Raw genomic sequence first — 14,843 nt, 5'->3', positions numbered from 1 at the left:
TTAAAATTTAAAGTTGTAAGTTACTGATGGAACAATTCCGAAAATGGCAGTTCTGGTTGCTTCATTAATACCTGTATCGATATTTTGACCAAATGATATTGAAGCCGCGTTGTGTCGATTGTAGAGATTGTAAATTCCAAATACCCATTCACCTTTCCATCTATTGTTAGGTTTTCGATTTGGCTTATAGCTTAAAGCAACATCTAATCGATGATAAGCTGGTAAACGATTGGCATTTCTTGCAGCATAATTGGCTATGGAAAGTTCCTCATATTGATACTGTCCGTTTGGATAGGTTACAGGTCTTCCTGTTTGGAAAATCAGATTGGTACTAAAAGTTAGCTTGTCATTCAATTTGTATGTTCCTGTTATCGAAATATCATGGGTTCTATCATGAGAAGATTTATACCATTTTCCATCGTTGATTCCAAGTCCGCCCGATTTTCCACCAGGTGTTTTTTGTTCAGCTTTGGACCAAGTGTAGGCTAACCATCCAGTAAATCGACCTTCATTTTTCCTCAGTAAAAATTCCAGACCATATGATCTCAGTTCTCCATTTAATATTTCTGTTTCAATATGATCATTCCCAATCAGATCTGATCCATCAATATAATCGATTCTATTATCTACCGTTTTGTAATATGCTTCTACTTCAAGCGAGAAAATATTGTCTTTGAAATTTTTGAAATAGCCAATTGAATATTGATCGGACAGTTGCGGTTTTATGTATTTTCCACTTGGAGTCCAAACATCTAAAGGCGTTGCTGATGTAGTGTTTGATAACAAATGAATGTATTGTGTCGTTCGTGAGTATGCAGATTTTAGTGAAGAAAATTCATCTAATTTATATAAAAGAGCTACCCTAGGTTCCCAGTTATTAAAATCAGCAATTTTATCGGAATTGTTATAATAAGTTTTATCAGTTTCTCTACCTCTTTCATAAATGCCTAAGGTTTCATCATAAACTACTGGAAGATCATTTTCGTAATTTCCTAAAAACTGTCCCCCCATGCGTACAAAGTAAGAATATCGCAATCCGTATTGAAATGTCAAGCTTGGTGAAAGTTTATGCTCAGCATTTACATATATAGCACTTTCTAATGCTTTTTTCTGTTCAAGAATATCGTAATTAATTGCAGATGTTTCCGATGTTGGTTTAATCTCACCCGGATTAAAGTCGTACGCAATTGCACTTGCTCCAAAATCCAGTTTAAATTTGTCATTTGCGTAGTATTTGAAATCATACTTTAAATTGTAATTTTTGATATCCGAGAACCAATCAAATTCCATAAAGTTTAAAGAAAGTTCATAATCGTATTTGCTGTATATCACTGATAAATTGGAAAATAAACGATCATTAAAAATATGATTCCACCTAAGATTTCCAGATAGGTTACCGTAACTGTATTTAAAAGCATCTGATATATTAAACTTATCACGTCCGAAGTATCCGGATAAATAGAGTTTATTTTTCTTATTTATTTCGTAATGAGTTTTTAGGTTTAAGTCGTAGAAAGATGCACTGTTGTCATTGTCGGTTAGTTTAAGAAATAGGTGAGCATATGAACCACGACCTGCAATTAGAAACGAACCTTTGTTTTTAAATGTAGGACCTTCCATTGCCAATCGGCTTGAGATGGCTCCAATTCCTCCTGTTAAACCGAACTTTTTGCTGTTTCCATCCTTTTGACGGATATCTAGAACAGACGAAACTCTGCCTCCAAATCGGGCAGGAATACCACCTTTATACAACTTAACATCTTTAATTGCATCGGCATTAAACACAGAAAAAAAACCAAGTAGATGAGAGGTGTTGTAAATAATCGCTTCATCAAGCATTACAAGATTCTGATCCACAGCACCACCACGTACATTAAATCCGCTTGATGCCTCACCATTATTAGTTACTCCTGGCAAGGTTTGTAAGGATTTAAGAACATCAGTTTCACCCAACACTACAGGCATTTGCTTTATGGTAGCTGAATTTAATTTTGCTACGCTCATTTGTGGAATACTAATATTAGCTCTTTCGCTTTCTTCTCCTTTAACTATTACTTCATTTAAGGAGGTTGAACTTTCATTGATCTCAAAATCTATTTTTTGATTTTTATCAAGTTGGATCTCTTTTTGTGAATTAGCATAGCCTAGAAATGATACCATAAGTGTATAAGTTCCTTTTGGCATGGTTAAGGAATAAAATCCATACTCATTGCTCATTACGCCAATGTTTGTGTCTTTGAAATAGACTGATGCACCTAGTAAAGTTTCTCCATTTTTCACATCTTTAATAGTGCCACTAACTGTGTAGGTTTCTTGTGCAATTATCGAAGACAAGCCTACTGCCAGGATTAAAATTAATGTTAAAATAAATTGTTTCATTTTCTAAAATTCAATTGCCATTTTGGTTAATTGTGATGCAGTCAATTTGATTGCATTTTAGTTTATGATATGACTTGGTACCTATTTTTTAAAAGCGCTGTTTCTCTTCAATTGTTACTATTTCAACCATAAACTTCGACAAAACTGAATATTTGACAAGCGCAAAACGACTGTGCTTATAGGTAAGTACTATAATATTAGGTGTGACCTTATAGGCTCATATGTGTATATTGCTAGTTTACTGATCTTTTGTCTTTAAAAAAATCAGATGGAGTTTTGTGCGTATATAATTTGAAATGTTTGTTAAATGTCGATTTTGAATTAAAACCACAATCATATGCAAGAGACATTAGTGTGAATTTTTTGTTTTCTGGTTGTGATGCTAGCCTAATAAATTCTTTAATACGTAACGAGTTAATATAATTGTAAAAGTTCTTATTTTCTTTTTCGTTGATTACTTGGGAAAGATGGTTTGGATGGACATTTAGGCATTTAGCAAGTTCGCTTAAAGTCAAATTATCCTGTTTGTATAATTCTTCTTTTGGCATAATATTTTTCAGATGAGCATAGATTTGTTCCGCCATTTCTTCACTCAATCCAGATTTTGCATATCTTTTTTTCTCTTGGGCGATGGAATTTTGATCTGAAGTAATATTACCTTTTTTGTCTTCTGGATCAATAATTTGAACTGTTGAAAAAATATTCATTTGATTGATTCCGAATATTCCTATAAATAGAACAAATACTACAATACCAGAAAAAATAACCATTTCATCAAAAAATATAGCCAATAACCAAATTATACCCAATCCTACAGAAAGATATCTCAGCCATTGTAATTCTTTTTTGTCTGTATTTGAGAAGGTAGTTTGAATGTTTTTTTGATGCTTCTTAATTAAGTATAATGTCCATAAGGAGTAGCCAATACCACAAATTAACATTACCGTTTGATGCATTATCATATACCATTCGAAACCAATTCCATCATTCTGAAAAATATAGATTTTTTGATCTGGCGATAGGATTAAAAATGGAATAAGGAATAAGCAGAGAAGAGTAAAAGGAATGAAATGAAGCAATCGGGTTCCGACTTTTATTCTTCCTTTTCCTGTAGCTTCAATAACGTAAAAATAGAGTAGCATGCCATGTAGAACTGGTAATGGCATTAATACTCCTAAAAGCTGTGGGATTTCAAAAGTAAGATCTGTAATTTGATGATAAAATAGAGCTTGATGTATTGCCATTAGGCACAACCAAATAACCAAAACCTTATCGGCACGAGATTTATTTCTTTTTAGGAGTAAAAGAAGTACTAGAAAAATTGCAATACAAATGCCTAGAATGAAAAACATAAAATAGTGGGTTTACAATCAATTTTAATTAAGATCGAATTTAAGCTTTTCTAAGCTTAATATTTCCTTATGAAATCTTTTTTTAAGGAAATATTATTGGGGTCGAAAAATAGAATTGCTTCTTAATGATTTTTATTTGCTTTACGCGAGTAAAGTGAAATACTGGAATCATCAGTTGAAAATTCGATATCTATAAAAATATAAAGTAAATTCGAGACCATTATTCCCCATGGGGTTTGTAAACAAATTTTTTATACAATATGGTTGATCAAAGAATAGAAAACATTAATGTTAGTGCAGAGCAAGCTATAATTACTCCATCTAAATTGAAAGAACTTTATCCGCTTACCGCTAAATGTATAGACACTGTTTTTAAAGGTCAAAATGCCATAAAAAATATCTTAAATGGGCAAGATAAAAGGTTGCTTGCAATAGTTGGTCCTTGTTCTATTCATGATGTAGAATCGGCTAAGGAATATGCTTGTAATTTGAAACAATTGGCTGATGAATTAAAAGATGATTTGTTTATAGTGATGCGTGTTTATTTTGAAAAACCTAGGACAACAGTTGGCTGGAAAGGCTTAATAAATGATCCGTATTTGGATAACAGTTGTGAGATTGAAGAAGGTTTGAAGCAAGCACGTGAATTGTTGATTCATATTGCGGAATTGGGATTGCCAGCTGCTGGTGAAGCTTTGGATATTGTTACACCCCAATTCATACAAGACTTGTTTTCTTGGACCGCTATAGGAGCCAGAACTACCGAATCACAAAGTCATAGAAATATGTCAAGCGGTTTATCATCAGTTGTAGGCTTTAAGAACGGAACAGATGGTAATATTGATATTACAATCAATGCAATGCAGGCTGTTGCTTCTCCTCAAAATTTTGTAAGTATAAATCCTGAAGGTAAGGTTGCCGTGATTCGAACCCTTGGAAATCCCAATACTCACCTAATTTTAAGAGGAGGGAAGAAGCCAAATTACGATAGGAAATCTATTCAGGATATTGAAAAGAAGCTTAGGGAGTTAAATATTGCACCAAGAATTATGGTTGATTGTAGTCATGCTAACAGCTATAAACAAGCTAAAAAACAAGAAATTGCACTAAGCGATTTGGCTGATCAAATCCGTAATGGTAACGGTTCTATTATGGGTTTCATGATTGAAAGTAATCTTGAATTTGGAAAGCAAAATATTCCGGCTGATAAATCTAAATTAAAATATGGTGTTTCGGTTACTGATGAATGTTTGGATTGGGAATCTACTGAGAAAATTCTAAAGGAATTTTCGCTTAGTTTGAATAAGTAATTGAATAAAGCAGATACCTATTACTTATTTTATGTAATCATAATATGACCTTATTCAGGAGATTGTTATTTTTGCATGAATTACTTCTTGTTTAACTTTTTCATATATAATGTTTTTAATTACTTTTTTATTAAATTTTATTGTGTTGATAAAAGAGTTGTTTTTGTAGATAAACTGTGGGTTTTTAGATGTGGCTGATCGATTGAAGTTTAATTTTTATTAAATCTCCAATAGAAATAAATTTGCAAGTAATTTAAAATTCTCATTAAATTAAAGAATCATTAACTACAAAAAACCAATTTAATTATGAGAAAATTTCTATTTCCCCTTTTAGCTATCGGGCTAATTGTGGCAGCATGTCAAAACAATGCTGATGAAGTTCAAGTACAAAAAGAAGAAATTGCTGTTGACATGAGTGACTTCTATGTTTATACAGATGAAAATGCTGAAGATCTTACAAGTATTAAATCAGGACATGAAGGACATGATGCATCATGTAAATGCGGTTCAATGAAAGTTTTGAACAAAAAATTGAAAGAAAATCCTGGTTTGGAACAACGTATGTACAATATTGAAAAGCATACTAGAATGGCTATTGCAGCCAAAGCAGCCAATGCAAATAAGGGTAAACCTGTTAAGCCAGATCCGGATCCAGATCCAACCCCTTACCAGGGAAGCATTACAATTCCTGTTATTATTAATATTTTGGAAGATCCTGCTCATCCAATTACACAAGCGCATATCAATTCTCAGATTGATATCTTGAATGAAGATTATAACGATTTGAATCCTAATACAGGAGGAGTGCCTTCTGAATTTAATGATGATATTGCAGATTGTGATATTACTTTTATTTTAGCTGGGGTCAATAGAAAAGCATCTACTAAGTCAACTTGGGGTACTAATGATGCGATGAAATATTCAAGTCAGGGTGGTATTGATGCGACTGATCCAAGTAGTTATTTGAACTTTTGGGTTTGTGAAATTGGTGGTGGTATTTTAGGATACGCTCAATTTCCAGGCGGTGCTTTAGCAACTGATGGCGTTGTTATTGGTAGTGATTTCTTTGGAGAAAACTCTAGAGGTGGTGAATATGGTCATGGTCGTACGGCTACTCATGAGGTTGGACACTGGTTAAATCTTCGTCACATTTGGGGTGATGGAAAATGTCGTCAGGATGATTTTGTTACGGATACTCCAAGTTCAGATCGAGCAAATTACAGCTGTCCTTCTTATCCAACGGTTCACTGTCGTTCAAATGATATGACCATGAATTATATGGATTACGTTTATGACAATTGCATGTATATGTTTACGAATGGACAAAATGATAGAATGAGAGCTTTGTTTACCGAAGGTGGAGAAAGAGAAAGCTTTGTTCAGTAAATAAGAATTTAAATACAAGAATAAAAGGCACTTTATGGTGCCTTTTTTTATGGTGTTATTTTGTGGCTACCATCACTTAAAAAACGAACTGAAGGCAATTCTTTTGTTTGATTGAAAAGATCATATGCCAATTTTAATTCCTTCCATAAATTTGCCTTATCTGTATCTCCTTGATATTTTTTTAGAATTACGTCCAAATTTTTATCACTTAGCATTGCTGGGAATAGGGTAACAGGAATAGTGGATTGACCATTGTTTCTCGCTTCCAGACAAAATAGGTAAAGTTCTTTAATCTGATCATCGGTAATTGGCAAACAACCTACAGTTACACAGGAACCATGGATGAAAATGTCACCACCTAATTTACCTTTAACGCCAAGTATTTTATCAGATGTATTTGGGTAATTTATCCCTAAGGAGAGATGAAAATTACTGTAAGGATTGAATCTATCGATATGATAGAACCCTTCGGGTACTTGCAGATCTCCCTGTTCTCTTTTGGGCCCCAATTTGCCTGATTTTCTACAAACCTTGTATTCTTTAATGAGTTTAAATTTTCGATCTGATTTATTTTTTCCCCACAGTTGAATCTTTTTACCGAACTTGAAGGCACGTAAGTACACTTCTAATTCTGTTATTTTCAGATTTTTACTCTTAAGTAGTTCATTAATTCCTTTCTGCTTTTCTGAATAAGCTTCACGAACTCGTGAATATTTAAGTTGTTGAGTTTTAAAATCTGAAGACATTGAAATGGTTTGAAATAAGAATGCAAAAGTGAGAATAATTTTCATGTGTTTAAATTTATCATTCAATGTTCACCTGTAACTTACATATTATTCATTGTAAACGGATTTGATTTCTGTTTGTAGTGCTTCGAGTTTTTCTATAGGAGCTTTTACAACAGTTTCTATTTGTTGACTTTCTGTATTTATTTTTAAAATTGCCAATTTATTATTTGAAATAACAGGTTTTATTTCAATAGTCAATTCTTCATCACTGATTTCAACTTTATTTGCTTTGAACATTTTGTAATCGGCTTCATATGAAACTCTGTTCTTTTCCAGATAAATAATTTCTTTTCCATGTTTATTCCAAAGGAATAACCTTAAAAAATAATACCCACACAAACCGAATATCATATAAAATATCACGATGCCAGGAGATACTTCTCCTAAAAAAAATAAAGTCATTATTGTTGAGAGTATAGGGATTGTAAAGAAAAAAATAGTAAAAAATTGTAAGACAATTCTTGAAAAACGTGATGATTGAGGTGAATTAAAGGTGATTTTTCTTAACGGATTGTCTACTATTTCAATAGTGTTTGGCATAAGGAAAATTGTTTGATTGGATTAAACGTTAGTAGTTCAAATCTAACAATAAATTATTAATAAAAAATCCCGATCTGCAAATGCAAATCGGGATTCTATGTATTGTACTTGAATAATTATCTTGTCTTTGGTTTTTCGTTTTGCATTTCGATAAAATCAGCTCCAGTGCGGAAATCACCAATTAAATGCTTGCAGAAGTACTCACTTCTTAGCCAGAAAGAGTATTCGCTCATGTTACCAAAACCATGACGCTGTCCTGGGTACATGAAAAAATCAAATCTCTTGTTGGCTTTTATCAAGGCATTAGCAACTCTTACAGTATTTGCTGGGTGTACATTGTTATCAATATCACCGGTAACCAATAAAAGTTTACCTTTTAGATTCTTAGCCAAACTCGGGTTGGTTGCAATTTTGTATTGGAAAGTGGTATCCTTATCGGTTACAATTTCTTTTACACCATGATGTGTTTCACTCCACCAGCGATTGTAAATGTTGTTGTCATGATTACCGGCTGCAGAAACGGCTGCTTTAAAGAAATCAGGATATACAAACATTGCCGCAGTAGACATGAATCCACCACCTGAGTGACCAAAAATACCAACTTTGCTGATATCAATAAAGTCGTGGCGATTTGCCAAGCGTTCCAAAGCTACTTTCTTATCTAGTAAAGGATAATCTCTCATGTTTTGATATCCATAGTTGTGATACCACTTTGAACGATCAGGGTGACCACCTCGATGTCCCATGGTTACAACAATAAAACCAAACTGCGCCATACGATCAGCTCTGTCCATTCTGGTTGAGAAACTTTTGTAAACCGCTTCGGTCTGAGGACCAGGATATACGTAGGTTAGAATTGGATATTTCTTATTAGGATCGAAGTTAAAAGGCTTGTACATAACACCATACAAATTGGTAAATCCATCGGCAGCCTTAACTGTAAATGGCTCAGGAAATTTGTAACCTGCTTCGAAAAGCAATGAAAGATCAGCAGTTTCTAAATCCATAATCTTATTACCACGTACATCGTACAATTTCGATTCTGGTGTTGTGTTTACTCTTGATGAATTGTTTATGAAATAGTGAGTTTGATCGTTAAGGCTTACACCATGATCGAAATTACCTTTGTTCAGTAATTTTAAACCGCTACCATCAAAATTTACTCTGTACAAATGCACATAGTAAGGATCTTCATCTTTTTCTTTTCCATTAGCGGTGAAGTAAAGTACGCGGTTTTTCTCATCAACGCCTTGTACTTCGTCAGCATGCCAAGGACCAGAAGTAATTTGATTCTTTACATTTCCATTTGCATCGTAAAGATAGAAGTGAGCCCATCCGTCGCGTTCCGACCAGTGAACGAATTCTTTCCCTTTGTTGATAGAAACCAAATTACGAGTCTCAATGTATGTATTTAGTCTTTCTTCAATCAAAACACTTACTTCACCTGTTGTTGTATTTGCAGTACAAATATCAACGCGTTTCATATCACGACTTTGACGCTGGAAATAAATGATATCGCTGCTTGCAGATAACCATTTTGAGAATTTTAAATCATCATCTTTGTCCATTTTCTTTCTCGGAGCTCTTAAAATTCTAAGAGTTTGATCTTTCCATTGATCAGCATCGATTTTGACAGATTCTTTGCTTTCCCAATCGAAAACTAATAACTCATATTGGGGAGCTTCTTTTTCTCCAGCCATGTGGTATCGGTAGGTTTCCAAAGTAGGACGACCTTCTGCAACCGAATTGATTACCCAAAGATCTTTCACTTTGCGCTCATCTTCGCGTGTAATTGCAAACTTTTTTGAATCTGCTGAGAATGTTACCCAAGCTTCTTTACGATCGTCTTTTTCCTTCTCCTTTTCGCGATTGGTTTTGCCATAAGAGCTGCTACCATAGCAAAAGTGCTCTTCACCATCAGTGGTTAATTGATGCTCAACAATGGTAGAATCTTTCTCATTTTTCTGAGCTTTTTTATAATTTTCAGCATCCATCCAATATAAATTGTAATGCTTTGCAAAAATTACATATTCCTCATTTGGAGCTACAGAAGCCCATTCTTTTTGCTCAAGAGGTTTTTCAAAATCATCAAGAAGAACTAGCTTTTTACCTGCTATATTGTATTCGAAGTGCCAAACTTTGGCTACCATTTTCTTCTTTTTGTCTTTTTTCTTTTCCTCTTTATCTTCTTCTTGCTTGTCACCGTCTTCTTCATCCTTTTCTTCCTCTTCAGCCAGCTTACTTTTTACTTCGAACTGAAGAACGGACTCATTTTTAATGAATTTTAGCTTTTTAATGCTAAGGTTTTGTCCATTGAAAGGATCTCCTGTCAATCGACTCATGTCGGCAGCCATCTTTACAGTATTGAATAGCTCCTTTTTGCTGTTACCAGCAGGATTTACCAAATAATACTTTTGTCCATCGGAAGTACGGTAGCTATACCAAAATTTTTCTCCGTTCTTAAGCCAGTGAGGATAAACTTTGGTTGAGAATACCATCCCCTTTAGTTTGGTAGGAGAGAACCTTGAGGGCAATTCATAGTTTGCTTCTGTCACAGGTGTTTTCTGTGCAAACAAACCAAATCCTATTAACAATAATAGGAAGGTCATTACATTTTTTTTCATGATTGGTTGTGTTGTCAATAAGTTAAGCCAATAAAAGTACATAAGCATTGTTTAAGAAAAGATGTTTTCCAGTACTTTTCGATAAGTTATGTCTTTTTCTCGTTGAATTATCCTGTGCATACAATAGGTAGAAATCAGTAGTTATATACCTCTTTTGTATTGTACATTTGTTGTAGGATAAATCACTTGCTTGATTTGAGTTTCTGCTTCCTGATTTCCATTGCATAGGTCCTCAAATAGTTTTATAAGTTTGGCTTTATCGATGTCAATTTTAGTCTTGCTTGTAATGTCTCTTAAATCGATAAAAAAGTTTGAAAATGTTTCTGGAAGATCAGATACAATATCCGTATTTAGAAAATTTGTTTCGTTGTATATATTATGGTAGTTTCCTTCGGTTTTTTCCAAGAATAAGGATTCATTTTTTGAATTGACAATCGTTGAAGATTTCACACAGTTTTGAATACAAGTGTCGTCAATCTTGTTTTTATGGCAACCGGTTACCTGATGAAACAGGCATTGTCTGCTTGTCATTAATACAATTGGATGGTAGATGCTATAGAATAACTTAAAGTTCTCAGGCGATTTAATTGCTTTGATTTGATTTTTATTGATCTCATTAGAGATAAATGAACCAGAACAATTCAAATTTTCTTTTAAAGCCAACAGACTGTAAGAATTAACTACATTCAGTTGCGGACCAGCTATCCAATCAATCCCTTTCTCATATGCTTCTTGTGCAATTCCAGTATTATTTGTTACGATTAATTTGGGTTGCAGCTGTTCTAAAAAACGGACTGCTGAATCGAAGTTTTCATCAATTAGTAATGAAGGGAACCAAGGGATCAGTTGATTATTTTTTCTAAAGAGATCAAGATATTGATCAAGCTTATCGCCAAAACAATTTGGAAGCTGAAAGTAAATATCTGCAGAAGTTTCCGTACCAATTTCTATGTCATTCTCTGAAGATATCAATATGGAAAGTCTAGGTAGATTATTTAAAACTTTTGATCTATTTAATTTTGGTAGAACAACTGGTTCAAGGTTTTCTCGGGAATCATTTAGGATGAAAAGAATTTTCTTTTTAAGAGAAGTAAGCTCTTTAAACGGTAGATAAAGTGTACTTTTTATTCCCTCGAAATCGATTTTGTCGATAAAATATTCGGTCTCATTAAATGCCTTAAACCGTTTAATTACAGAATTGTAATTTAATTCTTGAGTGCCTTTATCCGAAAGTGTAATGCCTGATTCCACAACGAATGTTTTATCAGGAGTTGCTATTCTAACTTTTAAAGGAGAGCTGCATTTTCCTGATAGACTAATTTTTAGAGGAGCTTTAATAGCATTTACTTGTTTGATTTTACTTTCAATAGAAGCTTTAATATCCTCTTTTTCGGCATACAATTTCAAACGATCTTTTTCCAACTCTTCATCTGAATTGTACTTGTTAATTTCAGATAAATGCAGGATAGAATGATCACGAGGATTATCAATAAACATATCCTTATTGATATCACCTTTTAAAAGGGTATTTGAAAAATCGCGATTGAACACCTTATAAAGAATGCTGTTCCTGTCGCTAATTTCATTCTGTTTGAAGAAGGTCTGAATGTGCTTTTTCCAGGCATCTACAACAGAATACACATAGTCATACTTTTTAATTCGTCCCTCAATTTTAAGGGAATATACTCCGGCATCGTACAATTCTTTAAGATTATACCAGGCAGAATTGTCTTTAAGATTAAGCGGATATTCTTTTCCCTCGGCAGTTCTTTCATATCTATCGCGGCAAGGCTGGCTGCATCTTCCTCGGTTTCCCGAGTTGCCAGTCTGTACTGAACTGATGTAGCAAAGACCCGAAAAAGAAATACAATTGGAGCCATGCACAAATACCTCGGTTTGCACTTGATGTTGATGTCCGAATTCACTTAGTTTTTGGATCTCTTTAATGTTCAACTCTCGGGAGAGGTTCACCCTTGTGCTATTCAATCGACTCAAGAATTTTATTTGAGCTTGATTGTGAGTTGTGAATTGGGTAGAGGCATGTATTTTAAGTCTCTTGAAATACTTAAACAAAAGATACAACATGCCTAAATCCTGAACAATCACACCATCAATACTTGTGTTGACTAGCTTATTGAGAAGAGTGATTAGAGAAGGGATTTCATTTTCGAGTATGATGATATTCAGGGTTAAAAATACTTCACAATCATTCTGATGAGCGAGTCGTAAAATTCCCTGTAAATCGTCAAAACTTATATTTGCTGCTCTGTTTCTGGCGTTGAACTTATCCAATCCACAATAAACCGCATTTGCACCAGCAAGAATTGCTGCTTTTATGGCATCAATATCTCCACCAGGTGCCAATAATTCTATTTTTCTCTTCTCCAAAATATCTCTAGCTATAATAGATGTATATTCAATCTATTTAGCTCCAAAAGTAAATATTTTAAGAAGATCTTTTCTAGTTTTACTGTTATTAGATTGGTTTATGACAGTATTTAAAGCTAAAACTTACTTTATTAAATCTATGACCTTATCCATATCTACATTGGGGTTTCCAATAAAAAGTACTTTCATGTTATCATCAAGTAAAACCATGGTTGGAAACCTATCAAGAGGATTTAATATTGTTAGAAATTCTTTGGAAGCATAAGCATGATTCCAATTGATTTGTTTAAGATCAATTAATTGTTTCACATAGGATGACCGACGATCTTTCGAATTTATTGAAATAATATCGAGTTTATCTTTATGAGATTTATACAAAGTCTTTAGTTTTGGTGTTGCGGCAAGACAAGGTCCACACCAGGTTCCCCAAAACTCTACTAATGTAAACTTGCCATTTTCTTTGAAAGAATTTAGGGAAGATTTCTTAAAATTTAATTTCTTGTAAAAGAGATTTGGTGCTGTATCACCTACTTTTATGGGCGAAAGTTTAAGGTTTTGGTTTTCGGTAAGCGATGAATACATTCGTGTATCATCATTTCTGTTTTCAATCCATTTTATTTTTTCAGAACAAGTTGGAACATCTGTAGTCTGAATTTCTAGGAATTTTCTTACTCGTGTTTTCTTAGATTTCTTAAAATACGTCTCTTGTCTTAAAATTAAATTGTTATTAAATGATAGTCCATAAAAGAATTGATCTCCTTCAACTGTTTCCCCATTTTTTTCAATCCAAATGTAACTTTGAATAAAATTATTCTCGGCTTTGTAGCATTCGTACTTTTTACCTTTTAAATCGGATACTTTTTTCTGTGTTTTTTTGTATTGACCTTCAGGGAAATCTCGTCGTCTTGAGTAATACCTGAATTTTGTGCCAGTTTGAGCATTGTAGGAATAGGATACATCATTAGTTTGAACGATACAATCGTAAGGATAAGTGATGTTTTTATATGTTTTTTCGGCGTAAAGCGTATCTGCACTGATTATATACAAATGATTGTAGGGCATATCAGCATTTACCAGTATACCCATGTTTTTTTGAGAATTGTTCAGTGCTGGATGATTCTCTTTTTGGCCATCAGAATTGATTGTGTAGGCATTGTAGAGATAGGAAGTTCTTTTGGCTTGGGCATTTACAATTAGATGAAATGCAATGAATAGTACTAGAAAACTTAATTTTTTCATAATTGAGAAATTTTGATTGGAGTAAGTTTATCTGTATTTAAAATTTGCTGGCTTTTATTGAATACATGTAAGGGATTTTATCTCCATGTTTTTCAGAAACCCATTTTCCTTCTTCTATTTCGATTAGGTTTGGGAAGCAGTTGTAAACCTGATATGGGAACTCGTTTAGGAATTCAATTTGAAGCCCACTTTTTATTAAACTGTTAATTACTTCGCTAAGGCTATGATGCCACTCAATATGCTTTAAGTTTTTTTCTTCAACTTCTGAATTGTCGGTGTACGATTTATCGACTCTAGTTTCTAGAGCCTTTGTCTTAAAATAGCTTTCCGAAATTTCAAATTCATCATTCATGCTATAAACGAAAGGATGAAATTCTACCATATAGAATATGCCACCTGGCTTTAAATATTTGCGAATGATCTGTGCCCATTTGTCAAGATCATCCAACCAATTGATTGCCCCGTAAGAAGTGTAGACAATATCATAGCTTTCATCTAGAACATTTTCTAAATCGTATACATTTGAACGAATAAACCGGGCAGGAATGTTTAATTCCGAAGCCAATTCCTTAGCTTTATCTATGGAAGTATCAGACATGTCAACACCAGTTACATAGGCACCTTCACGTGCTAAGGACAAGGTGTCCATTCCGAAATGACATTGCAGATGAAGCAATTTCTTTCCTTTAAGGTCTTCCAATTCTTCAAGCTCGATGTGGTTTAAAGATGATTTTCCATTTTTAAAACCTTTCAAATCGTAAAAACTAGAATCAGCATGTAAGGTGGTTAATTCGTTCCAGCTTTCTCTGTTGTGTTCGAAACTGTCCATAGCTAGTA

At 33.7% G+C, this 14,843-nt stretch carries 10 protein-coding genes; 2 read left to right on the top strand and 8 right to left on the bottom strand.

The annotated features are described in order from the left end of the window. A complete protein-coding gene (locus tag GCQ56_RS19695; RefSeq protein ID WP_152736257.1) occupies positions 1-2,379 on the bottom strand; it encodes a TonB-dependent receptor in 2,379 nt (792 codons plus the stop codon). A 233-nt stretch (positions 2,380-2,612) separates the two neighbouring features. After that, positions 2,613-3,731: an AraC family transcriptional regulator gene (locus GCQ56_RS19690; RefSeq protein ID WP_152736256.1), complete on the bottom strand. Its 1,119-nt coding sequence runs from the start codon at positions 3,729-3,731 to the stop codon at positions 2,613-2,615. Between the two features lie 260 nt (positions 3,732-3,991). Between GCQ56_RS19690 and GCQ56_RS19685 the strand changes: the two genes are divergently transcribed. Together GCQ56_RS19685 and GCQ56_RS19680 are read left to right on the top strand one after the other, a co-directional pair. Further along, entirely contained in the window at positions 3,992-5,041 is a 1,050-nt protein-coding gene (locus tag GCQ56_RS19685; RefSeq protein WP_152736255.1) for a 3-deoxy-7-phosphoheptulonate synthase, read from the top strand. A gap of 306 nt (positions 5,042-5,347) precedes the next feature. Then, a complete protein-coding gene (locus tag GCQ56_RS19680; RefSeq protein ID WP_152736254.1) occupies positions 5,348-6,427 on the top strand; it encodes a zinc metalloprotease in 1,080 nt (359 codons plus the stop codon). Between the two features lie 47 nt (positions 6,428-6,474). On the opposite strand, the gene GCQ56_RS19675 is transcribed toward GCQ56_RS19680, so the two are convergent. From GCQ56_RS19675 to GCQ56_RS19650, 6 genes are all read right to left on the bottom strand, one after another. Further along, the gene (locus GCQ56_RS19675) at positions 6,475-7,218 is read right to left on the bottom strand and encodes a murein L,D-transpeptidase family protein (protein WP_152736253.1); all 744 of its coding nucleotides are present in this window, start codon (positions 7,216-7,218) and stop codon (positions 6,475-6,477) included. Positions 7,219-7,260: 42 nt separating this feature from the next. Further along, a complete protein-coding gene (locus GCQ56_RS19670; RefSeq protein WP_152736252.1) occupies positions 7,261-7,755 on the bottom strand; it encodes a hypothetical protein in 495 nt (164 codons plus the stop codon). Positions 7,756-7,871: 116 nt separating this feature from the next. Beyond that, a complete protein-coding gene (locus GCQ56_RS19665; RefSeq protein ID WP_152736251.1) occupies positions 7,872-10,379 on the bottom strand; it encodes a DPP IV N-terminal domain-containing protein in 2,508 nt (835 codons plus the stop codon). 141 nt (positions 10,380-10,520) lie between these two features. Continuing rightward, the gene (locus GCQ56_RS19660) at positions 10,521-12,767 is read right to left on the bottom strand and encodes a peptidase U32 family protein (RefSeq protein ID WP_152736250.1); all 2,247 of its coding nucleotides are present in this window, start codon (positions 12,765-12,767) and stop codon (positions 10,521-10,523) included. 123 nt (positions 12,768-12,890) lie between these two features. After that, on the bottom strand, positions 12,891-14,006 hold the full coding sequence (locus tag GCQ56_RS19655; RefSeq protein ID WP_152736249.1) for a TlpA disulfide reductase family protein: 1,116 nt from the start codon (positions 14,004-14,006) through the stop codon (positions 12,891-12,893). A 37-nt stretch (positions 14,007-14,043) separates the two neighbouring features. After that, positions 14,044-14,835 (bottom strand): bifunctional 2-polyprenyl-6-hydroxyphenol methylase/3-demethylubiquinol 3-O-methyltransferase UbiG, encoded by a 792-nt coding sequence (locus GCQ56_RS19650; RefSeq protein ID WP_152736248.1) that lies wholly within the window; start codon positions 14,833-14,835, stop codon positions 14,044-14,046. Positions 14,836-14,843: the final 8 nt, after the last annotated feature.

Source organism: Marinifilum sp. N1E240 (assembly GCF_009295825.1).
Taxonomy (GTDB): domain Bacteria; phylum Bacteroidota; class Bacteroidia; order Bacteroidales; family Marinifilaceae; genus Marinifilum_A; species Marinifilum_A sediminis.
Note: the sequence above shows the minus strand (reverse complement) of the source record. Positions and strands in the feature narration are given on the sequence as shown.